The 26036-nt window shown below is 45.6% G+C and carries 20 protein-coding genes and 2 pseudogenes; 6 read left to right on the top strand and 16 right to left on the bottom strand.

From position 1 onward, the window contains the following. The first annotated feature begins 252 nt into the window (after positions 1–252). The gene (locus RH949_RS15965) at positions 253–2307 is read left to right on the top strand and encodes an NAD(P)H-quinone oxidoreductase subunit 5 (RefSeq protein WP_446354447.1); all 2055 of its coding nucleotides are present in this window, start codon (positions 253–255) and stop codon (positions 2305–2307) included. Between the two features lie 163 nt (positions 2308–2470). After that, the gene (gene ndhD1, locus RH949_RS15960) at positions 2471–4075 is read left to right on the top strand and encodes a photosynthetic/respiratory NAD(P)H-quinone oxidoreductase subunit D1 (protein WP_446354445.1); all 1605 of its coding nucleotides are present in this window, start codon (positions 2471–2473) and stop codon (positions 4073–4075) included. Positions 4076–4142: 67 nt separating this feature from the next. Here ndhD1 and RH949_RS15955 read toward each other — a convergent pair whose 3' ends face one another. The 3 genes from RH949_RS15955 to RH949_RS15945 all read right to left on the bottom strand — a co-directional run bounded on the left by RH949_RS15955 (position 4143) and on the right by RH949_RS15945 (position 7015). Beyond that, on the bottom strand, positions 4143–4448 hold the full coding sequence (locus RH949_RS15955) for a hypothetical protein (RefSeq protein WP_446354443.1): 306 nt from the start codon (positions 4446–4448) through the stop codon (positions 4143–4145). 293 nt (positions 4449–4741) lie between these two features. Continuing rightward, complete coding sequence (era, locus tag RH949_RS15950) at positions 4742–5650, bottom strand: GTPase Era (protein WP_044205682.1); 909 nt, start codon at positions 5648–5650, stop codon at positions 4742–4744. 237 nt (positions 5651–5887) lie between these two features. After that, positions 5888–7015 (bottom strand): succinylglutamate desuccinylase, encoded by a 1128-nt coding sequence (locus tag RH949_RS15945; RefSeq protein WP_446354441.1) that lies wholly within the window; start codon positions 7013–7015, stop codon positions 5888–5890. 102 nt (positions 7016–7117) lie between these two features. Here RH949_RS15945 and aroC point away from each other — a divergent pair, with 102 nt between their 5' ends. The 3 genes from aroC to argZ all read left to right on the top strand — a co-directional run bounded on the left by aroC (position 7118) and on the right by argZ (position 11376). Continuing rightward, entirely contained in the window at positions 7118–8212 is a 1095-nt protein-coding gene (gene aroC / locus RH949_RS15940; RefSeq protein WP_006099301.1) for a chorismate synthase, read from the top strand. 7 nt (positions 8213–8219) lie between these two features. Continuing rightward, positions 8220–9068 carry an MBL fold metallo-hydrolase gene (locus RH949_RS15935; RefSeq protein ID WP_446354439.1) on the top strand — a complete coding sequence of 283 codons (849 nt, stop codon included), beginning with the start codon at positions 8220–8222 and terminating at the stop codon, positions 9066–9068. Positions 9069–9267: 199 nt separating this feature from the next. Next, complete coding sequence (gene argZ, locus RH949_RS15930) at positions 9268–11376, top strand: bifunctional arginine dihydrolase/ornithine cyclodeaminase (RefSeq protein WP_006099187.1); 2109 nt, start codon at positions 9268–9270, stop codon at positions 11374–11376. A gap of 123 nt (positions 11377–11499) precedes the next feature. Here argZ and RH949_RS15925 read toward each other — a convergent pair whose 3' ends face one another. The 13 genes and pseudogenes from RH949_RS15925 to RH949_RS15865 form a co-directional block, all read right to left on the bottom strand. Continuing rightward, positions 11500–13173: a phosphatidylglycerol lysyltransferase domain-containing protein gene (locus tag RH949_RS15925; protein ID WP_446354436.1), complete on the bottom strand. Its 1674-nt coding sequence runs from the start codon at positions 13171–13173 to the stop codon at positions 11500–11502. A 62-nt stretch (positions 13174–13235) separates the two neighbouring features. Next, a pseudogene (locus tag RH949_RS15920) lies at positions 13236–13505 on the bottom strand (AI-2E family transporter); the annotation flags it as partial. A 268-nt stretch (positions 13506–13773) separates the two neighbouring features. Next, positions 13774–14574, bottom strand: coding sequence for an alpha/beta fold hydrolase (locus RH949_RS15915; protein ID WP_044205547.1), 801 nt, complete (start codon positions 14572–14574; stop codon positions 13774–13776). 24 nt (positions 14575–14598) lie between these two features. Next, positions 14599–15180: a chorismate--pyruvate lyase family protein gene (locus RH949_RS15910; protein ID WP_446354434.1), complete on the bottom strand. Its 582-nt coding sequence runs from the start codon at positions 15178–15180 to the stop codon at positions 14599–14601. 845 nt (positions 15181–16025) lie between these two features. Continuing rightward, positions 16026–16817, bottom strand: a complete 792-nt coding sequence (locus RH949_RS15905; RefSeq protein WP_006099252.1) for a class I SAM-dependent DNA methyltransferase — start codon at positions 16815–16817, stop codon at positions 16026–16028. 32 nt (positions 16818–16849) lie between these two features. Next, positions 16850–18193 carry an aspartate aminotransferase family protein gene (locus tag RH949_RS15900; protein ID WP_446354431.1) on the bottom strand — a complete coding sequence of 448 codons (1344 nt, stop codon included), beginning with the start codon at positions 18191–18193 and terminating at the stop codon, positions 16850–16852. Between the two features lie 46 nt (positions 18194–18239). Next, positions 18240–19601: an SET domain-containing protein gene (locus RH949_RS15895; RefSeq protein ID WP_446354429.1), complete on the bottom strand. Its 1362-nt coding sequence runs from the start codon at positions 19599–19601 to the stop codon at positions 18240–18242. Positions 19602–19669: 68 nt separating this feature from the next. Continuing rightward, the gene (locus RH949_RS15890) at positions 19670–20506 is read right to left on the bottom strand and encodes a class I SAM-dependent methyltransferase (RefSeq protein WP_446354427.1); all 837 of its coding nucleotides are present in this window, start codon (positions 20504–20506) and stop codon (positions 19670–19672) included. 179 nt (positions 20507–20685) lie between these two features. Beyond that, a complete protein-coding gene (locus RH949_RS15885; RefSeq protein ID WP_446354425.1) occupies positions 20686–21537 on the bottom strand; it encodes an MBL fold metallo-hydrolase in 852 nt (283 codons plus the stop codon). 56 nt (positions 21538–21593) lie between these two features. Then, positions 21594–22520, bottom strand: a complete 927-nt coding sequence (locus RH949_RS15880) for a phytanoyl-CoA dioxygenase family protein (protein WP_446354423.1) — start codon at positions 22518–22520, stop codon at positions 21594–21596. 23 nt (positions 22521–22543) lie between these two features. After that, positions 22544–23377: an SDR family oxidoreductase gene (locus RH949_RS15875; RefSeq protein WP_446354421.1), complete on the bottom strand. Its 834-nt coding sequence runs from the start codon at positions 23375–23377 to the stop codon at positions 22544–22546. 23 nt (positions 23378–23400) lie between these two features. Continuing rightward, entirely contained in the window at positions 23401–24183 is a 783-nt protein-coding gene (locus RH949_RS15870; RefSeq protein ID WP_446354419.1) for an iron-containing redox enzyme family protein, read from the bottom strand. A 359-nt stretch (positions 24184–24542) separates the two neighbouring features. Beyond that, positions 24543–25490: an S-layer homology domain-containing protein gene (locus RH949_RS15865; protein WP_446354417.1), complete on the bottom strand. Its 948-nt coding sequence runs from the start codon at positions 25488–25490 to the stop codon at positions 24543–24545. A gap of 186 nt (positions 25491–25676) precedes the next feature. On the opposite strand from RH949_RS15865, the pseudogene RH949_RS15860 reads away from it, so the two are divergent. Continuing rightward, positions 25677–26036: pseudogene (locus tag RH949_RS15860) on the top strand (Uma2 family endonuclease); the annotation flags it as partial.

Genomic DNA, 26036 nt, shown 5'->3' with positions numbered 1-26036 from the left:
ACTGCACTAGAGGCTCGGAACTATTGTCTTGTGCAATAGAACCAGGGCTACCAAAAACCCCATCTGTATTAGTCGGTCTTTTAGGCGCAGCTAATCAGGTGGGGTAGTTTACTCCACTTATCCTCTTCATCTCCCCAATCTCCCCAATCTTCCTCATCTCCCCTTAAGTCAGGAAGTCGGGTAGGATATCAAATGTCACACTTGTTTACAGTTTGTCAAAATAGTAAAGAAATCTAAAGTAAGCTGTCTTCCATGGAACCGCTTTATCAATATGCCTGGTTGATCCCGGTCTTGCCCTTGGCAGGGGCAATGCTAGTCGGCTTAGGGCTTATCTCATTCAACAAAACCACGAATCAGCTACGGCAGTTATCCTCCGTGTTCGTCGTCTCCCTGCTGGGGGCGGCGATGGTGCTGTCATTTGCCATCTTCTGGAGTCAATTTCACGGACATGAACCGTTTACCCGTACCCTGGAATGGGCAACAGCGGGGAATTTTCACCTGATGATGGGGTACACCATCGACAACTTAACCGCGTTGATGCTAGTCGTCGTTACCACCGTCGCCTTTCTGGTCATGGTGTATACCGACGGCTACATGGCACACGACTCCGGTTATGTGCGCTTCTATGCCTATTTGAGCCTGTTTAGTTCCTCAATGTTGGGTCTGGTGATTAGTCCCAACCTGATACAGGTTTATATTTTCTGGGAACTGGTGGGCATGTGTTCGTACCTACTCATCGGATTCTGGTACGATCGCAAAGCCGCCGCCGATGCTTGTCAAAAAGCCTTTGTGGTGAACCGCGTGGGGGACTTTGGTCTCCTTTTGGGTATCCTGGGGCTGTACTGGGCAACCGGTAGCTTTGAGTTTGATGTCATCGGTGCCCACCTAGAGGCTTTTGTCGAATCCGGTTATATTAGCAGCGGACTCGCCGCCCTGTTAGCTGTATTAGTCTTTTTAGGACCCGTCGCCAAGTCTGCTCAATTTCCCTTGCACGTTTGGCTTCCTGACGCGATGGAAGGTCCTACCCCAATTTCTGCACTGATTCACGCCGCGACAATGGTGGCGGCTGGGGTATTTCTGATTGCCCGGATGTACCCAGTGTTTGAAAATATTCCCGTGGCGATGACGGTGATTGCCTGGACGGGAGGATTTACCGCCTTTTTAGGCGCAACCATCGCCCTGACCCAAAATGACATCAAAAAGGGTCTTGCCTATTCCACCATCTCCCAGTTGGGCTACATGGTTATGGCAATGGGAATTGGCGCATACAGTGCCGGACTATTCCACCTGATGACCCACGCTTATTTTAAAGCCATGCTCTTCCTCTGTTCCGGTTCCGTGATTCATGGCATGGAAGCCGTGGTGGGTCATGATCCGGATTTAGCCCAGGATATGCGGCTGATGGGGGGATTGCGGAAGTATATGCCCATTACGTCCCTAACCTTTCTAATTGGCACTCTGGCAATTTGTGGGATTCCTCCTTTTGCGGGGTTCTGGTCAAAGGATGAAATCTTAGGCAATGCTTTTGCTGCGTCTCCAGGACTGTGGCTGGTCGGTTGGCTAACGGCGGGACTGACTGCCTTTTATATGTTCCGGATGTATTTCATGACCTTTGAGGGCGATTTCCGAGGCAATATCACCAGCATTAAGGAACAAATTAAAGGGGCTGTGGCTGAACCCGTACCCGCGTTTGGACCTGGTGCCATGGATAGACGGGAATTAGAGGCTGAGGATCATGATCATGGGCATAGTGAGTCGCCCCATGAATCTCCGTTAACCATGACCTTACCTTTACTGTTACTTGCTGTTCCCTCCACTCTAGTTGGTTTGGTGGGGATGCCCTTTAATAACTACTTTGAGGAATTCATCCACGCCCCCGGCGAAACCGTGGCGGAAGTGGTGAGTCATGAAGCGGCGTTTAACTGGAGTGAGTTTCTGGTGATGGCGGGTTCGTCGGTGGGGATTGCCTTAATTGGCATTACCGTGGCATCCCTGATGTACCGGATGGGTCAAATTGACCCGGGTGCGATCGCGAAAAACTTTACATCGCTTTACAACTTTTCCCTCAACAAGTGGTATTTCGATGATATCTATGATCGGATATTCGTCCAGGGAAGTCGCCGCCTCGCCCGCCAAGTGATGGAAGTAGACTACCGTGTGGTGGATGGTGCGGTTAATTTAACCGGTTTAGTTGCCCTGATCAGTGGTGAAGGACTGAAATATCTCGAAAACGGTCGCGCCCAATTCTATGCGCTGATTGTTTTTGGGGCAGTTCTCGGTTTTGTGATTGTTTCTGGGTTGTCTTGATAATGTGTCATTTGTCATTTGTCATTTGTCCTTTGTTCTATCCTGTGGCAAATTGTGTCTGTGTTGTCGCTAGTGAGAGAGTTGGTGAGCTTGATGACGAATGAGGAATGAGGAATGATTAATGACGAATGACTAATGACCAATAACCAATGACGAATGACTAATGACTGATTTTCCTTGGTTAACCGTAATTATTCTGTTTCCCATCGTCGCTTCTCTGGGCATTCCTTTATTGCCGGATCAGAATGGCGTCTGGGAACGCTGGTATGCCCTGATTGTTGGGCTAATTGATTTTACGTTGATCGTTTGTGCCTTTGTCATCAACTATGACTTTGACAATCCGGGCTTGCAATTGGTGGAAAAATATGCTTGGATACCCACGCTGGACTTGAATTGGTCGGTGGGGGTGGATGGCTTATCCATGCCGTTGGTACTGCTGACGGGGTTTATGACGACGTTGGCAATCCTGGCGGCTTGGCCCGTAACCCTAAAGCCGAAGCTGTTTTACTTCCTGATGCTGGCAATGTACGGCGGTCAAATTGCCGTGTTTGCAGTTCAGGATATGCTGTTGTTTTTCCTGGCGTGGGAACTGGAGTTAATTCCGGTATATTTGCTGCTATCGATTTGGGGCGGCAAAAAGCGCCTGTATGCGGCGACCAAGTTTATCCTGTATACGGCAGGGGGATCGCTGTTTATTTTGATTGCAGCGTTGGCGATGGCATTCTATGGGGATACTGTCACCTTTGATATGCGATCGCTCGCCTTGAAGGATTATGCGATTAATCTAGAATTGTTGCTCTATGCGGCGTTTCTGATTTCCTATGGGGTGAAGTTACCGATTTTCCCCTTGCATACTTGGTTACCGGATGCCCACGGCGAAGCCACCGCACCCGTTCACATGTTGCTGGCGGGGATTCTGTTGAAGATGGGTGGATATGCCCTGATTCGTATGAATGCCGGGATGTTACCCGATGCCCATGCCTATTTTGCCCCAGTGTTGGTGATTTTAGGGGTGGTGAATATCGTGTATGCGGCATTAACGTCTTTTGCCCAACGCAACCTCAAGCGCAAGATTGCCTATTCCTCGATTTCCCACATGGGCTTTGTTTTAATCGGGATTGGCTCATTTACCGACTTGGGTTTGAGTGGGGCGGTGTTGCAAATGGTGTCCCACGGCTTAATTGGGGCGAGTCTGTTCTTCTTAGTTGGGGCAACTTATGACCGCACCCATACCCTAATGTTGGATGAAATGGGGGGTGTCGGTCAAAAGATGCGGAAGATTTTTGCCATGTGGACAACTTGTTCCATGGCGTCTCTGGCGTTACCGGGGATGAGTGGGTTTGTGGCAGAGTTAATGGTGTTTGTCGGATTTGCCACTTCGGATGCCTACAATTCCACGTTTAAGGTAATTGTGGTCTTTTTGGCAGCCGTTGGGGTGATTCTTACGCCGATTTATCTGCTGTCTAATCTGCGGGAAATCTTCTACGGTTCTGAGAATAAGGAACTGGTGGAACACGAGGTTTTACAAGATGCGGAACCGCGTGAGGTGTTTATTATTGCGTGTTTGCTGGTGCCGATTATTGGTATTGGCTTGTATCCCAAGCTAGTCACGCAGATGTATGACTCAACAACACAGCAGTTAACTGCCCGGTTGCGCGGTTCGGTACCGACGTTAGCGGAAGGGAAACCGCCCGTCGTATCCATGGTAGCCCCAGAAATCGGGGGACGCGATCGCGTGGGGTTAAAGGTTTCTCCACCGGTGCGGTAGCGCTTCTGGTTTCAATTTGAGGTAGGGGTACGGCATTGCCGTACCTCTATTTTTTGTGCAGCAAGCCCTAGTTAACAGGCGAATCATCTACCGGATCAGGCTGAGAATTCGGTGGCTCAATACCCTCAATCTCTAAGGGGGTTTCCCTATCAGCCGTTGGATTCACATCCAGTAGCGGCTCCGTTTCAGATTCTTGTTGCAGGCTTTCCTCCGCTTCCGGATTGTCTTCCTGGAGAGTGCGAATTTCTCGCTCTAATTGCTCCCATCCCTGCTCGAAAAATTCTTGAGTGGGAGTTCTGGCTTGAACCATTGCTCCACTCGTTATGCCGATTGTGGTGATAATTGTAGTTAGTATAACAATTGTGAATTTCATGGCGATCGCCTTCCTTAAATTACTGTTGTAGAATACCGAATCTGAAACCCTGCCAGCCTCACCCTGAATCTATAAGAGTTAGAAAAACTTGCCCCGCTTCAGAACGGTAAATCTACTGCTCTTAGCTTGACGTATATTTCTCTTTATGATAAACATTTTAGCCTAAGTTTCAGGAACATGTCTGAAAACTGTTTCCAGAAGAAAAAGGTACAGATGAGCGAAGATGCAGAAGTTGTAGAGAGGTTGCATGCAACGTCTCTACTCTACCTGTTCCCTGTTTCCTTACCAAATAACTATTCCTCCAACCGATACCCCAACTCTGCTAATCTCAGACGAGATTGTCGCCACTTAGGTTGCACTTTCACAAATAATTCTAGATAAACTTTACCCGCAATTAACTTTTGAATTTGCTGACGCGCCGCCGAACCAATGCTTTTCAGCATACTGCCCTTTTTGCCAATTAAAATTCCTTTTTGCGACTCCCGTTCAACGTGAATCGTGGCGAGGATGCGGGTAATTTTAGGTTCTTCCTCAACAGCATCAATAGTAATCGCGACGGAATGGGGAACTTCCTGGCGAGTCAACAGCAGAATTTGCTCTCGAATTAATTCTCCCATAATAAAACGTTCGGGTTGATCGGTGACTAAGTTCGGCGGATAATAATAGGGACCTTGTTCTAGCCGATCAATTAACTGTTCCTGCAAGGTTGCCAACCCGTCACCCGTCAGGGCAGAAAATTTTGTCACCTGCCAATTGTGGGGATCTGCCAGTTGATGATACCCTTCATCTAAGCCTTTCCCTGGCGATTGTAAATCTGATTTGTTAATGCCTAGAATGACAGGTGTTGAGGTTTGGCTGAGTAGATTACTAATGTAGCGATCGCCTCCTCCTGCGGGTGTCGCTCCATCCACGACAAACAGCACTACATCTACCGCTTCAATAGCAATCTTAGCATTTTGTACCAAAACTTTCCCCAGTTGATGATGAGGCTTATGGATTCCTGGCGTATCCACAAAAATCAGTTGAGCATTGTCTGTTGTCAGAATCCCCTGCAAGCGGTTGCGAGTGGTTTGGGCGACGGGGGAGGTGATGGCAATTTTCTGCCCCACCAATTCATTCATTAACGTCGATTTGCCCACATTCGGGCGTCCAATGATACCGACAAAGCCAGATTTAAATCCCTCTGGGGCTTGAGGAATCATTACGGCGTCTGCGTCGGGAATTAAGGTGAAATTGTTGCTGTCTTCCATTTTATAATCTTATAATTTTTTGAGCGACAAAAGCTTTAGTACAATTCTAGCCATAACCGTAGAGACGAATATGGCACATTTGTCTAACTGTAGGGGCGGGTTTAGGTACTAAATTTCGCTATCCACCGATAACGGAAAAACAAAACCCGCTCTCCCCACCAATAACGGAACAACAACATCTATCTTTATCTACATAATTGATAAAACATACTCCCCTTCATTAACCGCATAATTCTTGGCAACGCTAAACACCAAACCATCGGATTCAGCCTGAACGTCAATTATGTGAGGTAAATCCCCCTCTCGATTAAAACTCAGTAATTGATACAAAGGCTGCTCGGCTTGAATTTGACTGCCCAACGGAACTCGTGATTGAATCATCCCCCCGACTGGAGCGTAGTACGGCTTAATTTGGCTTTTTATGGTAAACTTAACCGATTGAGAGGTTGTCTTCTCTAAGGGCAGATCTGGACAATCAAGCAGTTGTTTTTGTGCCAGATAATTTTTGATCCCCATAACTCCTTTTTTTACCGAGTCGGGATTCATTTCCATCCCCGAACCCAGTTCAAGTGTCCAAGACTCAACATCAAACTGAATCGCTTTACCAAAGGCTGCTAATTGCTTCTCCAATGCCAACCACGGCTTCATAAAAGCTTCGTCAAAGGCATCACCGTCATATTCATTCATTAAAATTCCGCGATCCAAGAGAAAAGCTTTGGCACTTTCCTCACGACTCTGGAAACAATACAAATAATCAATCGCCTGATTGGTGGAACTATGAATATCAATCACATAGTTAGCATCTAAACAAAGGGATTGAAGCTGATAGCGATAGCGTTCAGTAAAAGGAAGTCCGCTAGGAGACTGAAGTGCGTCCAAATGTTGCTCAAAGCTGGATTGAATGTGTTCTAAATAATTGCGGCGGATTTCTTCAGGAGAGTGATGCACCTGAAATTTAGCCAACTCAGTTAAATTATCACATTCTTTTTCGTAGTCCCAAAATATCCGATTCCAATCTTTACCATCGTAGGGATTGAAGCGCCCAGTGGCAAAGAAATGATTCCGCTGGTTAGTACCGATGGGATTACAGACAGGAACTAGCCAAATTTCTCCAGTGAGTTGACTATCCTCTAAGTGGCTGAAAAATTCAATCAGTTGGTGAATGACAGCATTGCCAACAATTTCTGAACCATGGAGATTGGCTTGAATGTATGCCTTTTTCCCAGGGTTAGCGCCCATAAACTTATAGACTGGGATAGAAAGGCGATCGCCTGAGGCAAGATGCTGAATCGGAATTGTGGTAACGGTGGGAACCATAGCGATTGGGTACAGGAAAGTATGAGGGCTAGGGTGTAGGGTGGGCGGAGACGGCTAAATCGTTGCTAACATAAGAATCTTAACGGCATCATCTCGATCATTATGGGCAATAGTTTCGGGCATCTGTTTCGGATTACGACTTATGGGGAATCCCACGGCGGCGGTGTCGGTGTGGTGATTGATGGATGTCCACCCCAACTGGAGATTTCCGCCGCAGAGATTCAGTTTGAACTCGATCGCAGGCGTCCGGGACAAAGCAAGATTACCACCCCGCGCAAGGAAACCGATACCTGTGAAATTCTATCGGGCGTCTTTGAAGGAAAAACCTTGGGTACTTCCATTTCTATTTTTGTCCCCAACAAAGATACTCGTCCCCAAGATTACTCAGAGATGGCGGTCAAATATCGCCCATCCCACGCCGATGCCACCTATGATGCTAAATATGGGATTCGCAATTGGCAGGGCGGTGGACGTTCCTCAGCACGGGAAACCATTGGTCGAGTTGCAGCGGGTGCGATCGCCAAAAAAATCCTTAAACAGGTTGCCAATGTGGACATTGTTGGCTATGTTAAACGCATTCATGATTTAGAAGGCATCGTTGATCCCCACACCATCACCCTGGAACAGGTTGAAAGTAATATCGTCCGTTGTCCTGATAGTGAATGCGCCCAACGAATGATAGAAAAAATCGAGTTAATCCGGCGTGAAGGGGATTCCATTGGTGGGGTAGTCGAATGTGTCGCTCGCAATGTGCCAAAAGGACTAGGAGAACCCGTCTTTGATAAGCTGGAAGCGGATCTCGCCAAAGGGGTGATGTCCCTACCCGCTAGCAAAGGCTTTGAAATTGGATCTGGCTTTGCCGGAACCTTACTCACGGGTTCTGAACATAATGATGAATTCTATCTCGATGATACGGGAACGGTGCGGACGACAACCAACCGTTCTGGCGGCATTCAGGGAGGTATCACAAACGGAGAATCGATTATTTTGCGAGTGGCGTTTAAGCCCACTGCTACTATACGAAAAGAACAGCGTACAGTGACCAGTACCGGTGAAGAAACAATATTAGCAGCCAAAGGACGTCACGACCCTTGCGTCTTGCCCAGGGCTGTGCCTATGGTAGAAGCAATGGTCGCCTTAGTATTATGTGATCACCTACTGCGTCATCAGGGTCAGTGCCATACATTAAAGCCTTAAAATTCCGATGGAAAGCAGTCCTTCCTCTGAGTTCGTTGTCCAATTCTGGGGCGTGCGGGGTAGTATTCCCTCCCCCGGCAAAGAAACCATTCGCTACGGCGGGAACACCTCCTGTGTGGAGATGCGTATCGCTGACAAACGCCTAATTTTTGATGGGGGTACCGGTATCCGAATGCTGGGGAAACACCTAAAGCCCCAACTCCCCATTGAAGCCTATTGGTTTTTTACCCATTATCACTGGGATCATATTCAGGGCGTACCCTTTTTTGAACCGGCTTTTGTCGAGGGGAATGTCTTGCATATTCATGGCGCTGCACCCGATGGAGTGTCCATGCAGCAGCATTTCAAAGAGCGAGTATTGCATTTGAATTCCCCGGTTCCGAAACGAGAGATCCAGGCGGATTTGAAGTTCTATGACTTGATCTGTGGCGATACCATGACCCTAGGGGATATTACTATTGAAACCAGCCCCCTGAATCATCCCAATGGGGCGATGGGGTATCGGGTCACTTGGCAAGGACGTTCTGCGGTCTATTGTACCGATACCGAACATTATCCGGATCACTTGGATGAAAATGTACTGAATTTAGCCCGTGATGCGGATATCCTGATTTACGATGCCATGTACACTGACCAAGAATACCACAATCCCAAGTCTCCCAAGGTAGGTTGGGGACATTCAACCTGGCAAGAAGGGGTAAAACTCGCCAAAGCCGCTGGCGTTAAGCAACTAGCGATTTTCCACCACGAACCGAATCATTCCGATGATATGCTCGATGAAATTGCCATTGAGGTAAAAAGTGCTTGCGAAGGTTCGTTTTTGGCAAAGGAAGGACTCATTATTCCCCTTATTTAGAATTGACCGAATAAGGCAGAAGGCAGAGGACAGAGGGTAGAGGGCAGAAGGGGTTGACAAAAGCCGATTGGGTATGACGACTGGAGAGGCGATCGCATCTCCCCTAATCCAGCACTATATCTAGTGTGGGTTGTCCTTTGAAAATCCGATAGGATAGGAAGTTGGTCTATTGTAAGCGTCTACCCATTAAAAATTGATTATGACTGATTCGATTCGCTTTCTCATGTGCGCTCCAGACCACTACGATGTGGACTATGTGATTAATCCCTGGATGGAAGGAAATATTCATAAGTCCTCGCGCGATCGCGCTGTCGAACAATGGCATAAGTTGCACCATGTCCTCAAAGATCATGCGATCGTGGATTTGGTTAACCCGGAAAAAGGGTGGCCCGATATGGTGTTTACGGCAAATGCGGGGCTGGTTCTCGGTAAAAACGTTGTCCTGAGTCGCTTCTTGCACAAAGAACGCCAGGGTGAGGAACCCCATTTCAAGCAGTGGTTTGAAGCCCAAGGCTACACCGTCTATGAACTCCCTCCAGAACTCCCCTTTGAAGGCGCAGGGGATGCCCTCCTGGATCGGGAAGGGCGTTGGTTATGGGCGGGCTACGGCTTTCGTTCAGAATTGGATTCTCACCCCTATCTGGCAAAATGGCTAGATATTGAAGTCGTCTCCTTACGACTCACCGATGAGCGTTTCTATCACTTAGATACCTGTTTCTGTCCCCTGACGGGCGGCTATTTACTCTACTATCCCCCCGCCTTTGATGCGTACTCCAATCGCTTAATTGAGATGCGAGTCGCACCAGAAAAACGCATCGCCCTGGAAGAAGCCGATGCGGTGAACTTCGCCTGCAATGCGGTGAATGTTGACCAAGTTGTGGTGATGAACAAAGCGAGCGATCGCCTGAAGCAACGGTTGGCTGAGGCAGGGTTTAGAGTCCTTGAAACCCCTCTGACGGAATTCCTCAAAGCAGGTGGTGCGGCGAAATGCTTGACTCTGCGGGTGACTGAACCAGTTCGCACTGAAATTCATGCGAATGTCCCGGTAGAAAGTCGCACGATTCGCCTAGAAGGACATTTGTTAGACTCTGGCTTGATTAGTCGGGCGTTAGATCTAATTGTGGAAACGGGCGGTAGCTTCCAGGTTCTCAACTTCGATTTGGGTGTCCAACGGCAAAGTACCTCCAGCGCTGAGATTCGCGTCTCTGCACCTTCCCATGATGTGATGGAAGAGGTGATGAGCCAACTGATTGAGTTGGGTGCTGTTGCTCCCGTTCAAGAGGAGTGTGATGCAAATCTTGAACCTGTGATTCAATCGGGTGTAGCGCCGGATGACTTTTATGTCTCCACGATTTATCCCACAGAAGTCCGGATTAAGGGTGAGTGGGTGAAAGTCCAAAACCAGCGCATGGATGGGGCAATTGCGATTACCCAGATTGACTCTCAGCCGATCGCTCGCTGTAAAATTCTCCGGGATCTAGAAGTCGGTGAACAGGTGGTTGTTGGTGTGGAAGGAATCCGCACCGTTCACAAGCCGAAAACCCGTGAACAGCGTAGCAGTGAAGAATTTAGCTTCATGGGCGCTGGCGTTTCTAGTGAACGCCGGGTGGAATTAATTGTCGAGCAAATTGCCTGGGAATTGCGCCAAATTCGTGATCAAGGCGGTAAAGTGATTGTCACTGCCGGTCCGGTGGTGATTCATACGGGCGGTTCTCAACATTTATCCCGTCTGATTCGCCAAGGATATGTGCAGGCGCTGTTGGGCGGTAATGCGATCGCGGTTCATGATATTGAGCAATCCCTAATGGGAACCTCTTTGGGTGTGGATATGAAACGGGGGGTTCCGGTGCGGGGTGGACATCGCCACCATCTCAAGGTAATTAATACCATCCGTCGGTATGGCAGCATTGCTGGTGCTGTGGAGAAAGGGGCATTGACAAAAGGGATTATGTATGAATGTGTGACACATAACGTTCCCTTTTCCCTAGCCGGTTCCATTCGCGATGATGGACCCCTACCGGATACCCAGATGGATTTGATTAAAGCCCAAGCTGACTATGCCAAACTGCTGGAAGGGGCGGATATGATTTTAATGCTGTCCACGATGCTGCACTCCATTGGGGTAGGAAATATGACGCCATCTGGGGTGAAAATGGTGTGTGTAGATATCAATCCCGCCGTTGTTACCAAGTTAAGCGATCGCGGTTCCTTGGAATCCGTGGGTGTAGTTACTGATGTGGGCTTATTCCTGAGTTTGTTGGTACAGCAGTTGGATAAATTAACCAGCCCTTATCAACAATCTGCCTAACGGATTGAGGATTTCTCATAAAAAATGAAGGATAATTTTCATCCTTCATCTGTTATCTAAATTTGGCTGGAAAGCACCATTGTAGAGACGCGCCATGGCGCGTCTCTACAATTTTATGACTGATTAATTGCCTGGTTTAAAGTAGTCTAGTAAGCGATCGCCTGAATCTGCTCTTATTAAAGCGACGACTACTTCTGGTAAAGCTGTTGCACTAGGATAAACCAAATAGCGAGGTTCCCAATGGGGATGGAATTTATCTTTAAATGTATGTAAGCCCTGAAAATTATAAAATTGATTTAAGTGTTCATATAGGTAATGTAAAGCTTTTTCCAGACGTGGAGATTTTTTATGTTCACCAACTCCAGAAAGTGCTGATAAACCTAAGTTAAAACTGTCATAGCCCTGCTCTTTAAAATGCTGAAACAGAGAGATAAAGAGAAAATCCATCGTACCATTTTCTACCTCTGTCCGCTTACGCATCAAGTCGATAGTAATTTCATTTAACTGATACTCCGGGACAACATTAGCAAAAGCAGTTATCTCTCCCCCTGAGTTACGCACAGCAGCAATTTCACACTCTCTTAGATAGTTATCATCAAACCAACCGAGAGAAAATTGTTTTTCTGAACCCTGCATCATCTTCAACCACTCATCACTAATAACTCGCAGTTCTTTGAGTAATTCATTAGCAATAGAAGGTTGATAAAAATTGACCTCATATCCCAACCTTGCAAAACGATTCATCGTCGTCCTGAAATTTTTACCCGCTTTGCCTTGCAAGGTAAAAGCCTTAAGATCGACAATGGCTTCTTGACCAATAGTTAATACCTTAAAACCCAAAGATTGGTAGATTTCCAAATCCTCTGGTAGAGTTTGGTAAAAAGCAGGATACCAATCATTGCGTTGGCAAAATTCTTGGAAGCTGATAATGGTTTCTTTACGGTCTTCCTTCGGTCCAATGGGATCTCCTAAAGCAATTGCACCTCTACCCTTTGGTACATAGGCAATGAAACTACGTCCTGAAGGACTAAAATAATAGGCTTTGTCATTAAATAAAGTAAATCTTGCTAAAGAAGACTGTCCGTAGTCTGCAACAATTGCTTGAGCCAGTTTTCTTTCCTGGCTTGAAGCCGGCAAACCCCTTAGTAAAACTGGACGCAGTAACATGAATAAAGCGGTTAATAGAGTTACGGCTCCGACCAGATAAATTGAATCAGCAAAGAAGCGTCCGAAGCGGGTATTTGCTTGCATTCCAGCATTATCAAAGGTAAAAAACATTGCCAAGGTTTGGAGGATGGCACCGGGCAAACTAAAGTTAACATTGTATTGGCGATCAAGAAGAAAGAAGCCTGCTGTACTATAAGCTAAAGTGAAAAGTAATGCACCGATTAAAACCCTGACTCCTTGAGCAATAGAAGGTGGATCAGAGCGAGCAGTAAATAGAGACCGCATGACAAGCAATTGCAGCAGTAGTAACACTGAAAGCAAACTCTCCTCAAAATCTAATCCTTTGAGTAAGTGAGAGATAATAGAAATAATTAAAAAGATAACAGTGAGTAACCAGGCAACTCGCTTGCGTCGGAGGAGGTTAGTAGCTAAAGCCAGAAGGAAAAAGCCACTCAGTGCCGCAAAAATATGACTGCTAGCTCGCACTTCAAAAGGCAAAACTTCTTTAAGCAAAACTACTCGATCTTCTAAGCTAGGGGTAACAGAAGAAAGCAGGTTGACAATTCCCACTAAAGCAGTTAGTAGTACAGCTAAATAAACTCCTATTTTTTGAATTTGACGATTGCCCATTTAATTTATTTATCCTCGTGAGTTTTGACTAATTAATCATCCGCATAATATAATTATACTCTTTAGAGAAGGGGTCTTTTTTGCGTTTTCCAGACTGTTGCTGTACTTTTAATAAAACCTGCCATCGGTACAGCAATTAATAGTCCAACAACACCGCCAATTTTTGCCCCAATTAACAAAGAAACCAAAAGCCACACTGGATTAAGACCCGTGAAGCCTCCTAACAACCGTGGAGCAATCACATTTTCAATAATTTGCTCAATAATTATGGCTACAACCAACACTCTAACCCCTAACCAAAAGCTAGTTAAAGCGACCAATAAACTCACTATCTAGTAAGTAACTCAACAAAATAACTTAAAACAAAAGCTAATAAGGTTGAGATTATGCCAACGGTAATCAGTGACTGAAAATATTCAACAACAATAATGAATAGCCAGCCATTGAGAAATAATATGGGAAAAGCCAATCCAGCTTTAGTCCAGAAAGGTAAAGGTTTGATAGATTTCATTCAAGGTTAATAGATGAAAGCATTTAAGCCTAAAAAAGGTATAATAGTTATTATAATCCAGCTTGCTTAAACTGCTGATTTGATTAATTTCATAATAAATCGGCGATCACTCTATTAACCAGATCAGGGTATTCTCCTATGAGTAAATGCCCAGCTTCTGGTAAGTGTAGATGTTGCCCTAAAGGAAAGACAGCGGCTAGTTCTACTCCCATTGTCTTAGTAAACATAGGGTCTTTCCCGCCACTAATCACTAAAACTGGAAACTGAAACTTAACAGAGGAGCGATTGCGGGTAAAAAAGTTATAATCCCAGAATATTTCTAAAGCTTTATAGGGATGAGGTTCTGTGGGAACAGGGCTTTCAGCAAAAAAACGTTCGATCTTTTTTCCAGTGTGATCGCTTGATAGGTGGTTGGTTAGGGACTGAACTCCTGGTAAATAATAAAGATATCTCCCTCCCCAAGCGAAAAACTTCATCAAGGGAATTTCCCACCAAGGGGCAAGATCGTGAGTTCCTCCCGCAATTAAAACCAAACCTTGTACCGGATGTTTCCTGGCCCATTCTAAACCGAGGGGTACGCCATAGCTATGACAGCAGAGGAGAGGAGACTTAATGTGCAGGTGTTTTAACAAGCGATTTAAGTCCCGCCTGTGTCTGCCTAAAGAGTAACGTTGATAAGGTGTAGACTCTCCGTGTCCAGCTAAATCGTAGGCTAACACCTCCCTACCTTGCTGAGCAAAGAATTCGTACTGCGAGCGCCAGTTATATCTATTTCCTAAGCCGCCGTGAATAAAAACTATTGCAGGTGTCACCCCCGGAGAATGACATACCTGCAAATCTACTCCTGACCTTAGATGTAGTTTTTTACCAGCAAGTTGGTCTTCTAGCACCTTATTTATGTCCTTTGCAAGACATCACACACTGTTGATAAAATAGCTCTCCGGAAACTTTTCTGTAATCATCATTACAGGTTTGCCATTGGTAAATACCCGATAGGTACGAGAGAGGAGATTGTCACTCGGTTCAATTGTAAAATACTTGGCTAAATCCTGAGCTGGTTCTTTTGCAGAATCCAAAATTTCTTTGAAGGTTTCCACCTTTTGCTCCAACCAAATCTTACCAATGGGGGTTTTGGTTTTAAACAATTCATGTCTAAAATTATCATCCAGGCGTTCGGGAACCAAGATGGATTCCGCGTAAATATAGTTTTTACGACTGATGCGTCCTTGCAGTAAGATGCGTCTATCAATCACGTCCGTCCCCTCCACTAATTCCATAATCGGAAGTGATTTGGGAATGGGGATAAGATTTTGGGAGATTTTGACAACCTGGATCTGTTCAAACAGATACGCTTCCAGAATATTAGTTAACGTGCCATCGGTGGTTAGCAAAATTCGCTGAAACGTACTCAATGTAGCGGGATTGATATGATGACGCTCTAGAGACTGTTGTAAATCGTCTCGCATTAGGTGTTCGTTGGCTATCACTTGGCTCATGGTGTTTGAACTCCTAGTTTCCATATTCGCTTGGTTGAATCAAAAATGCTCACACTGCGGTTTTGTCCACAGTTAGCGTTTTACTAATCAGAAGCTTTACATTTGTTTACGATTACAACTAATGTAGCACTCTGGCGACAATTTGACCGGAAGTTTGGGTTCAGGCTCCCCGTCCTTCGACAGGCTTAAGAACACCTTCCAGGACGGCTTGGATTTTTGTGCTAGAATCTTCTGTCCAAGCAAGCTGGGTCTAGGGACGAAGAATCTTTGTCAACACGGAAATATAAATTCTTTTCGCTCTTTTTCAGTTAATACCTAAACTCACTTCAACTTAAGAGGAATGGCACTGAAATAAGCATTATGAGATCGCCAAAACCCTTGATATACCGTAGGGTGGGCATTGCCCACCCGCTTTAAGTCAGTGACATTCAACTTAACGAGAGAGAGGGATGATTGTGACGTTTTTTGGGGAAGGCGATCGCGAATTTTCACGCTATAGGTAATCGGTTTATTGCCGCCGCGACGTTAGCGATCGCATAGTCTGGTATTTAATCGCTATCTTTGCACCAAGTAGTCGGACAAAAGAAAACAGCCCCATACTAAGTGCAAGTAAACAAGCCTCAAACCCTTACAAATAACAAATGACGAATGACGAATGACAAATGACGATCTTCACCGTTCACGTTAATTATGTCCACCTACTTATTGTAAGATTTGACTAGTGCAGCGCGGCAGAAATAACTAACCAGTTAACAAGCTCCTTGAAAGCAGCTACCATAAGTCTTATAGCCTTCTGCCCTCTGCCTTCGGACTTCTGCCTTCTTGCACTAGGTTGGGATGAGAATTTAGGTTCCTTTGATCACAACGACGGCTACCTCGCTACCATGTCCATAAGCCCCAAATTGAAAATCCCCGTAAACTTGGGAAATTTTCAACCCACAGGTTTCTAGTAACAATTGGAACTCACCCAGGAAGAAAAAGCGACTTTTCCATAATACCACTTGTTCCCGTTCTAAACAGCCGTCGTGAGCATAAATTCGGTAATGTCTATCTTGTTCCATAATCTGGGTGGATGAGTCGAAACGAAACGTACTCCACATTTCCGTTGTGTTTCCTGTTTCTGGGTTAATTGCCTGTTTAACTTTCATCAGCGCCGGATCATTATTCAACCACTTCTCATCTCGTGCTTCTTCCCAGGTGGGCAGATCAATCACTAACGTACCCCCATCGGCAAGATGTCGCCGCAGGCAATTTAGGCATGATTTTTGGTCTTCAATTGTCAAGAGATAGACAAAACTGCCAAAGGGAACAAATACAAAAGTAAATTTTTGATTTAAATCAAAATTCCGCATATCAGCCTGATATAAATGTATTCGGTTGCGGGTTGTTTCTGGGATATCGGACAGTTTATCTTTGAATTTTTGCAGCATCGCCGCAGAGTAATCGATGCCATGGACAATTCGCCCCTTTTCGGCTAAAGGAATTGCCAGTCTACCGGTGCCTACAGCACATTCCAGGATAGACTCATGTCCTTCAGTTAAACGACAATACATTTCAATGTCTTTAGTCGTTTTTTGGTACAACCAATCATATAATATTGGGCGTTCTGGCACTTGGGGAAAGACATCTTGGATCATAATTAAATCTCACAGTTTTAATTTATCTTATTTTAAATTAAACCATCTGCTTTCATCCAGTCAATTGTCTGAGCAAATGCGGCAATGGTTTGTTCGATATCTGCGGCTGAATGGGCTGTCATGGTGACACTGCTTAGGGAAATATCGACTCCAGAGAGTAACAAACCCTGGCGCAAACGTTGACGCAGTTCTGGGTTACCCCGACGCATTAACTGGCAAAAATTCCACTGATACGGGTCAAAATCAGCCGTTTTCAGGTGATGAACCTGATGTCCAATTAGGAACTTGATACAAGAAAATTCACCATATACCACCCAATCAAGATGGTGTTGGTCAATAATATCATTTAACCCCCGACGCAGGGTTTTGGCAAGTTGCTCAACCTGGGCTTGAGGTTCACCCGTTTTCACAATTTTTAACATAGCAATTCCCGCTGCTGCCGATAATGGGTTGGCGTTGAATGTGCCTAAATGGGAGACTTTTTTCCCTTGGGCTAGTTTAGCCTGTTCCCGTTTAGAAATTAAGTTTAAAATCTCCGTTTTTCCCACTACCGCACCTCCGGGTAATCCCCCCGCCAACACCTTTGCCAAGGTCGTTAAATCTGGCATCACCTGATAATAGGCTTGGGCACCGCCGGGAGCAATCCGAAATCCGGTGATAATTTCATCGAAAATTAATAGTACACCATAATATTGGGTGAGTTCTCGTAACTGAGATAGAAACTTACCCGTTGTGGGAATTACCCCAGAACAAGCCCCTGTGGGTTCTAAAATAATACCAGCAATATCGGGGTCAGTTTGTAACCATTTTTCCACGGCATGAATATCGTTGGGTGGACAAACAATTGTCATGTCGCTAATACTCTGAGAAATTCCCGATTCTGGTGTTTCATTGGCACCTAAAATCACGGAATCATGCCACCCGTGATAATGTCCAACAAATCTGATTAGCTTTTTTTTACCAGTGTAGGTGCGTGCGAGTCGAATTGCCAGTAAATTGGCTTCCGTTCCCGAATTAGTAAACCGTACTCGTTCGGCGGAAGGGATTAATTCCATCACCAAGTTTGCCCATTCGATTTCCAGGGAATGACAGGCGCTATAGTGGGTTCCGTTTTGGATTTGTTGGGTTACTGCGGCAACAATTTCTGGGGGATTATGTCCGAGCAATAATGCGCCATTTCCGCCCCAATAGTCGATCAATTCTTTGCCACAGATTCCCGTTTTTTTTGACCCTTGGGCTTGTTGGATGTAAATAGGGAAGGGTTCGGTATAGCGCCCATCACTGGTGATGCCATCAGGAAAGATCTGATTTGCCTGTTGTGCTAGGTTTCTGTGGTTTTGAAACTGCTGTTGATATCGTTCTAAGATGGTTGGCATTGAGGGTTTCCTCTATGGGGTTGTAGAGACGCGCCATGGCGCGTCTCTACACAATGGATGTTTTTTGATCGAATAGGTATAAGAAATATTCGTAACGTTCACCCAAATAAACTTGTGCTTTCTGCATCAGGTTTTCCAGGGTTAGAGTTGATGGATAGCGGTGAAAGATATCAGACTGGCGGAATAGGGGATATAAACTTGTCATGGCGAGGATATAGAACAAATCATGATCCATTTTATAACTGCGGCGTCTTTCTGAAGACCAATCGTGATTAATTTCTTGTTTATATTTATTGAGTAAGAAAAGGTAAGGAATAAAACAATTCCACAACATCTTAGTAATTGGCTTAATTTCCGCCGCCGTCGCCTGGGGAAAATAGCCGCTAATCAACTCAAAGAGTGGATCGTATGTCAGGAGATTATTTAGGGTATAAATTCCCAACACCGCAGGAGTGCCAAATTTAGCCACGGTTCGGTATACCACAGAACCTAATTCTCGTAAGGCTTGCAAGGTACGAAACTCTGCTGGTATTTCTGCCATTTGTCGCGTGGAATCTAAGTCGGTAAAGAGTACCTCTTGGCGTTCAAAATCGTACTCAAAATTTGACCATTCCGGGGAATATCGGTATAATCCAGCTAGGGTAAAGTCATGCATACTTTTGCCAATTTTTCGGGCAAGACGATTAATGGTTTCTAACCGAGTGGTTTCATGAGTTGGATCACCTTCAATCCCTAAAGATTTACGAATGCGGTCATAATAATCATCAGCACCAGGATTCGTACCCCGTTGAGTAGCGCTACCAAACTGCACTTGGGATAACCGATAAGGTGCTGTATCGGGTACTAGAGAAATAACTGCACCCATAGGTTTACCCAGAAATCGATAATTATCTCCATACTGAATCACGGCTAGGGGAACAATTGTGGGTACACCGTTTTCCACTAGAATTTCGGCACTACGATACTCCAGGAGAGCGCGACTGTGGAGAATCCCACCAACGGGAGCCGGATCACTATAAACAAAGGTGTAGTCTCCTTCTGAGTTGAAGCCGAAATGGGGATAGGTGGCAAAACTTTCTAGGGGTTTCGTGGTGGGGGGAATGGGAGTTTCGGTAAAGGAATCCAAGAGTGGATCTCGATGACGACTGGTATCGGGGGGATTCCAAGCGCCTACTCCTTTTAGTTTGGCGGCTGTGAGTTGATAGTCGGGATTGGCAACTAAAGACGCTGGCTGTGCCAATTTATGCCATGCCATTCTGCCACGGCGAGGGAATTCCGGGATGCATTGCCAACTGGCAAGCTCAATCAGGGTTTCCCATTCGCGATCGCTAATCTCAACACCGGGAAAACGATGGGTGATAGTATAATCTAGGCTTGGTGTGGTCATTTGTCCTTTGTCATTTGTCATTTGTGAGGATTCCGGGGGAGTTTACACAATCTAACCGGGTTAGGTTTATGGCGAGCAACGGATTTAATTTAAACCGTGCCGACGGTTAAGACTTCCAACATACCGTAATAGAAATCATCGCGATCGAGGATATAGGTGTCAGAATGGGGGTCAAAATATCCACTCCATTGATTTAGCTCTGCCTGGGAAAGATAGGGGGCGGCAATTTTTGTATACAGTTGGGCATTTCCTGTGATGTAATGCTTGGCAGCGGGCGAGAGCGGCGGCAGTAGCTGTAGGGCATAGGATGTAGTAGAAATGTCGGCAAATCCAGTCTGTCGAAAAATACTATGGGATTTTCGCCCAAAATAGTTATCAAAATAGTGTTCTGGGGTTCTTTCTTCAAAGGCTTGGGCAACGGCTAACATAACTTTGCCCGATAAATAAGGGCTAATCGGATGCACAATAAACATACCATCATCCCAGCTGCGATCGGCAATTCTGCCGCATTTTTTTGTGATTTGTTTTTGCTGGGCTAAGACGGCGTGAATATCGGCTAAATACGGGGAACAACCGCTGATAAACACTAAATCAAAGGTTTCCGGGGCAAAGGAGAGATTCCTTAAATCGTCAACGCGATATTCAATCATGTCTTTGAGTGGGTTCTGCTCTAGATTTTGCTCCCCATACTCAATCCAGCGTGAGTCGATATCTACACCAATGACTCGCCCATTGGGTTTGACTTTTTCGGCAAACATAGAAGACCAAAGCCCAGCCCCACAGCCTAAGTCTAGCACCCAATCTCCTGGTTTTAGCTGCAAATCATTAACGATTTGTTGGCGATGTTGTTTTTTGGCAAAATGGTGATCTAGTTGCCATTCAATATTGAGAAGTTCTAGCTCTTTGATTCCTGTACCGTGTTCCATTTAATTGGTTGATTTGTTGAAGTTTTCAGATTAATTGGTAGGGGCGGGTTTAGTCAATTTATCGGTGTGTAGTGATAAGTTATCTGTGAAACCCGCCCCTACAACCAAACGCGCCAATTACACAGCTACACCATCGGTTCACGGTGCGTTACGCTTCGCTAACGCACCCTACGTAAGCCTTAATCAATTTGTACTTTCCACGCTGTTTTATGTTGCCTAATTCTAACAGGTTTGGCAGCGCTCCAATGAGTACCAATGACGAGAATATCTGTGTCGCTGACATGGTTGAGAAATTCTCGTCGAGTTGTCTCGGCTTGCTGGGGAAAGGTATCGGCAACACATTCCCATTCTGGGTGCATACATTGACAGGGATGGTGCATAATATCTCCTGTAATCATAACGTTCTGTCCTTGGGAGGAAATGGCGACGCTAGAATGTCCAGGAGTATGACCGGGTGTTGGGATTAGTTGCAATTCTGGGGTAATTTGATAATTAGAATCCACTAAGTCTACCAATCCGGCAGCAAAGATGGGTGCGACAGAATCCCCAAAGGCTTTTGCCCAGAAATCGTCCTTTTGATTCCGACAATAGTCAAATTCAGGCTGGGTAATTAGATAGCGAGCATTGGGAAATGTGGGTATCCATTCCCCGTTCACGTTCATCGTATTCCAACCGATATGATCATAGTGCAAGTGGGTACAGACGACGATATCCACTTGTTCACGCTGAAAACCTGATTTGGCTATATCTTCAAGAAAGGGTTGATTGAGTTGGTTAAAGACTGGCTCTGAGCGTTGTTTATCATTCCCCACACAGGTATCAATGATAATTTTATGCCCTGATGATTCAACCAGCAGTGCCTGAACTCTAAATTTGAGCTTACCGTCTGGCTCAACAAAATGGGGTTGGAGCCAGTCGAAGTCGGGGGCTAAGTTTTCTGGTGTCGCATCGGGGAGGCTAAATGATTCGTCTACTGATAAATCGAGTTCAATTACTGGGGTAATGGAAACATTGCCTATTTTCCAATTCATGGGTTCTTTCCTTGACTGCAATTAAGTAGAGACGTTGCATGCAACGTCTCTACAACTTATGATGTCCAAGCTTGGCGATAAAATACGCCTTTGCCTAAACTATTCTCAGTTTCGCTGGGGTGGAATTCATGCTGCTGCCATACTGAGTCGTAGCCACCCTCTTTAATAATCGAATCCGGCAGTTTAATTAGGGGGCGGTATTGATGATGATCTTGCCCTTCTTGAATAAAGGGGACATTATTAACGGCGTTATAAGAACAGTGCATTAACAGACGAGATGTATCAGAAGCATTGAAACCGGAACCATGGAGGGTGTTGGCGTGAAAAAATATAGCGTCTCCGGGTTCTATTTCGCAGTACACTACCTCAAATTTTTCCAATATTTTGGCTAATCGCTTGGATTCTGGAATATTCTGGTATCCTTTATCTTCTACGATTATATGATTAATCCGACCCAGTAAATGAGATTTCTTGATCACTTGCAAACAGCCATTATCTTTATTGGTGGGGCTGAGGGCAATGGTACAAGTGAGGAGTTGGGGAAACAGACAGCCATCTTGATACCAATGATCGTAGTCTTGATGCCATGCTAAACCACTGTTTCCGGGCTGAACTTTGACAATTTTTGAGTGCCAATGGTAACAGGGTTCGCCGAGTAAGGCTTCGGTGGCATCAACCATGCGAGCGATTCGAGGAATTACGCCGAATAGGGTGTTTCCCAGTTCTGTCCAAACCGAAACCCGAAAGTTATCACCCTGTTTATTGGTATTTCTTTGTGTCCAGTAACCGTTAAGATCTGGATCGTTTTCGAGTAATCGTTGTAAAGGCTCTATCTCCTCTGACTCAAAAAATTGAGGGATGATAATAAACCCATCTTCGTGATACTGGTTTACCTGCTCGACAGAGAGGGGGCGAGAGGTGATCAGGGGTTGGTTTGACTCAAGGATTGAATTTGAGAGGGGTGATTGTTGCGTCAGATTCATGGTTTTTGATTAAACGTCACAGGTTATTCCTGAGAAAGGTTTCGGGAAGCTTCTGCATAGGCACTTTTGAGGGAAACGGTTAGTTTTCCGCCATCGATGGTAATGGTTTGTCCTGTCATGTAACTGAGTTGATCGGATGCCAAACACGTCACTAAAGCGGCGACTTCTGCCGGTGTTCCCATCCGTGCCATGGGAACACCAAATGCTAATTGATCTCTAGCAGTTTCCACCGAAATTTCTGTCGCCGCCGCCATGTTTTCGGCTAGGTTCAACATCGCACCTGTGGCAATTACTCCCGGACAAACGGTATGAATTAGCACATTATGTTCCGCCAACTCTGCCGCGATCGCACGACTAAAAGCGGCTAATCCGGCTCGGAAGGTTGTGGAAATCAACAGATCGCCTCTGGGTTGTTCGACGGCGCTGGTGGCAATATTAATGATGCGCCCCCAACCGCGATCGCTCATACTGGGTACCACCCCTTTTATGAGTCGAATGGCACTCATTAGTACAAGCTGATAGGCATTATCCCAATCGGAATCCTTTAATTGGGAAAGATAACCAGCGGGTGGGTTGCCCGTATTATTCACCAAGATATTGATGGCACCGAGTTGAGTTTGTACGGTTTCCAGAAGTCGTTCTATATCCGACTTCACACTCAAATCGGCAACGACACCGATAATCTTGCCCTGAGTTTCAGCGGCTAAGGTTTGACGAGTGTCTTCCAGGGTTTTCGGGTTGCGACTGCATAGAGCGACAATTGCTCCTTCTTGAGCTAGAGATTTCGCGATCGCTTTTCCTAATCCTTGGCTACTGGCACAAACTAAGGCTACCCGATTCTTTAATCCCAGATCCATAATTGAATTCCATTACCAGGTGTTTAGGTTGTGGCGAGTACCGGCTCACGGGAACTGGTTACTGTTGGTTTTAGTTGAAAACTATTTGACTCTAGAACATCCTGGTGTACGACTTGCCAGAAACGATTCCAGAAGGCAATGCTGTGATGAAAGGTGTCAAGCATTGATTTAATCTGATGCTCGTCAGAGCAGGAATTCATCCCCATAGTTATCGCCCGTTTAATGTGTTCCGGCTCAACTTGGAAATGTTCTTGGAAATAGGCAGTCTGTCGTAATTCTTCCCGACTACACTGATCAGGCTGCAAACATTCAAATACATGAGAGATATTGTGTTCCGCCAAAAGCTCGAAACCGAGAAAAAATCCGGCAATCTCATAGTCATTCTTGGCTTCGAGTAGTCGTTGTCTAAAGGGTTCCAGAACTTGATCCAGTTCAATTGTTGGATAAGCCAGTATGTCGTTTTTATCCATACCCGCTTTCTTATATGCCTCTAGCAGTAGAACCGAGTGAACCTGATCTGGCACTCCATTCCCCAATTCTTCATTAACGGTTTGGGCGACATAGCTGCGATTCCGATGATTTTGCAGCAAGGATAGGGCTAAACAGAGAAAATCGGCGGCAAAAACACTGAAATGATACCAATAGGCAGCGACTCGCACAGCCGATGTTGCTTCTTGAATACTAGACAGTTCTTGGCAAGAGGCACTGGCAAGCCAAGCCTGTTGTGATACAACTTGCTTAACTAGATTTTCCCAGTTTTCTATGTTGTTATTGTGGTTCAACGACGAGATTTTATTATGCTTCATTTTTCGGAAAATATCGATGACATATTCTATCTCTATTGTTGTACCCCTGTGGAATAATCAGACTTACCCAAAATACCATAAGTGGCTGAAATTACTTGAGCATCAATGTGAAATATTGTAACTTTTTGGGATCAGTCAATCGAATACACCAGGATTTCGATACATTAGACAGACGCCAAAATTTTCCCGTAGGGGCGCACAGCGTGCCATTGGTGTCAACTTAAGCGCCAAAAGCACGACTGGCAAGCTTTTCACCCTCATCCCCTAACCCCTTCTCCCGACCCCCCTCGTTCCCCCCTGCCAAAAAAGCGAAGCATCCTCAAATGCAGGGCGCAAGGATGGTGCCCCTACAGTACGGATCAACGGATAGAAACTGTTAAAAATTTCGCTTGATGAAGCATCGCCGCAAGTTCAGCACGGGTAGCTGGTTTATTGGGATTGAGCAAATTTCCTCGAGGATAGCCAGTGACTAAACCCGCTTTTACCGCCGCCGCAACGTTGGCGATCGCGTAATCGGGTATTTTGTTACTATCTGCGTACTTTTGTAAAGTTTTACTGGGTTCGGATGGGGGTTTCAGGTTCAGGGCTTTAGCCAAAACCACTAAGGCTTCTGCACGGGTAATGGGTTGATTGGGACGAAATTTATGATCCGGGTATCCAATAATAATTCCCGCTTTAGCCACCGCCTTAATTGCTGCATCACCCCAGTAATTTGGCGGTAAATCCTTAAATGCGATCGCACGTTGCTTGGATTTGGGCTTAAATACCTGCTGTAACATCACCGCTAACTCGCCACGGGTAGCAAATCGCTGCGGTTTAAACTCACCCTCAGGGAAACCCACCACAATATTCTGTTTCGCCAACGCTGCGATCGCATTTTTTGCCCAAAATTCATCGGGTACATCTGAAAATTCTACTGAGGGAGTGGGTGTAGTTGGCGTTGGAGATGAGGGTTCCTGATGTGTTGGAGGTGTTGAATCAGCTTTCATTCTCCCTTGCTTTCCTGCATCCCTGTTTCCCTTTACCTCAGCCTCCTGGCGAGATATTCTCTCAGACTCCGATAACTCAGGAGTCGTCGGCGTGGGTTTAGTGGGTGGCGGAGATTCCGGCGTGGAGTCAGGTTGAGGCGAAGGCGGAGAAAACCCCAAATCTTGCAGAATTTGCTGCTTTTGTTCTTTACCCATCGCCCAATAGAAAATACCGCCAATCGTTGTCAATGTCACAAGAATCGCAATCCACTCATCCAAATCGAGAGGAGATGGGGGTTCTGGCGGAGAAGAAGGGGACATAGCGATCGCGTAACCCATGAAACATATACGCTCTTACAGGAGATTAGCGATCGCGTCTGGATAATTCACAACTTTCAAAGAGAGAGGGAACCCAGAACATGGACAATTCTTAGAAGATTCGGGAGAGCGTTATAATAATGAATCGAAAGCGCGATCGCAGGTTGAATCTGATTAATCATAATGAATGCAGGGAGATGATACCTGATGACGACGGTAACAACTCAGCCGAAAATTACCTGGGAGAAGCTACCCGATGATTTTCCCTTACCTGATGATCCTGTGGACAATATTGATCAGCCGACATTAGCCGCCGCACTCAGCGACAGTTTAGAACAAACCGGGCGATTGCAAGAAACGATGCTCGTCGCCACAAATTACGGTGTCTGCGCTCGGTTAGATGGCAAGATGGTTGTAGAAGCTCCTGATTGGATGTATGTACCTCGGATTAATGTATCCCAAGAGATTGTCCGCCGCAGTTATACGCCACACCTGCAAGGGGATATTCCAGGAATTGTCATTGAATTTCTCTCCGATACAGAAGGCAGTGAATATTCGAGCAAGCCG

This window comes from Coleofasciculus sp. A1-SPW-01, assembly GCF_040217205.1.
Classification (GTDB): Bacteria; Cyanobacteriota; Cyanobacteriia; order Cyanobacteriales; family Coleofasciculaceae; genus Coleofasciculus; species Coleofasciculus chthonoplastes_A.
The sequence above is the reverse complement of the archived record's forward strand: the minus strand, read 5'-3'. Positions and strand labels throughout refer to the sequence as shown.

Bases quoted from the DNA above. Each gene is read 5' to 3' on its own strand.
- RH949_RS15880 (WP_446354423.1), bottom strand. From the start codon at position 22,520: ATGAATCTGACGCAACAATCACCCCTCTCAAATTCAATCCTTGAGTCA.
- ndhD1 (WP_446354445.1), top strand. From the start codon at position 2,471: ATGACTGATTTTCCTTGGTTAACCGTAATTATTCTGTTTCCCATCGTC.
- RH949_RS15865 (WP_446354417.1), bottom strand. From the start codon at position 25,490: ATGGGTTACGCGATCGCTATGTCCCCTTCTTCTCCGCCAGAACCCCCA.
- RH949_RS15925 (WP_446354436.1), bottom strand. From the start codon at position 13,173: ATGGGCAATCGTCAAATTCAAAAAATAGGAGTTTATTTAGCTGTACTA.
- RH949_RS15910 (WP_446354434.1), bottom strand. From the start codon at position 15,180: ATGAGCCAAGTGATAGCCAACGAACACCTAATGCGAGACGATTTACAA.
- RH949_RS15955 (WP_446354443.1), bottom strand. From the start codon at position 4,448: ATGAAATTCACAATTGTTATACTAACTACAATTATCACCACAATCGGC.
- RH949_RS15945 (WP_446354441.1), bottom strand. From the start codon at position 7,015: ATGGTTCCCACCGTTACCACAATTCCGATTCAGCATCTTGCCTCAGGC.
- RH949_RS15875 (WP_446354421.1), bottom strand. From the start codon at position 23,377: ATGGATCTGGGATTAAAGAATCGGGTAGCCTTAGTTTGTGCCAGTAGC.
- era (WP_044205682.1), bottom strand. From the start codon at position 5,650: ATGATTCCTCAAGCCCCAGAGGGATTTAAATCTGGCTTTGTCGGTATC.
- RH949_RS15885 (WP_446354425.1), bottom strand. From the start codon at position 21,537: ATGAATTGGAAAATAGGCAATGTTTCCATTACCCCAGTAATTGAACTC.
- aroC (WP_006099301.1), top strand. From the start codon at position 7,118: ATGGGCAATAGTTTCGGGCATCTGTTTCGGATTACGACTTATGGGGAA.
- argZ (WP_006099187.1), top strand. From the start codon at position 9,268: ATGACTGATTCGATTCGCTTTCTCATGTGCGCTCCAGACCACTACGAT.
- RH949_RS15900 (WP_446354431.1), bottom strand. From the start codon at position 18,193: ATGCCAACCATCTTAGAACGATATCAACAGCAGTTTCAAAACCACAGA.
- RH949_RS15965 (WP_446354447.1), top strand. From the start codon at position 253: ATGGAACCGCTTTATCAATATGCCTGGTTGATCCCGGTCTTGCCCTTG.
- RH949_RS15905 (WP_006099252.1), bottom strand. From the start codon at position 16,817: ATGATCCAAGATGTCTTTCCCCAAGTGCCAGAACGCCCAATATTATAT.
- RH949_RS15870 (WP_446354419.1), bottom strand. From the start codon at position 24,183: ATGAAGCATAATAAAATCTCGTCGTTGAACCACAATAACAACATAGAA.
- RH949_RS15890 (WP_446354427.1), bottom strand. From the start codon at position 20,506: ATGGAACACGGTACAGGAATCAAAGAGCTAGAACTTCTCAATATTGAA.
- RH949_RS15895 (WP_446354429.1), bottom strand. From the start codon at position 19,601: ATGACAAATGACAAAGGACAAATGACCACACCAAGCCTAGATTATACT.
- RH949_RS15935 (WP_446354439.1), top strand. From the start codon at position 8,220: ATGGAAAGCAGTCCTTCCTCTGAGTTCGTTGTCCAATTCTGGGGCGTG.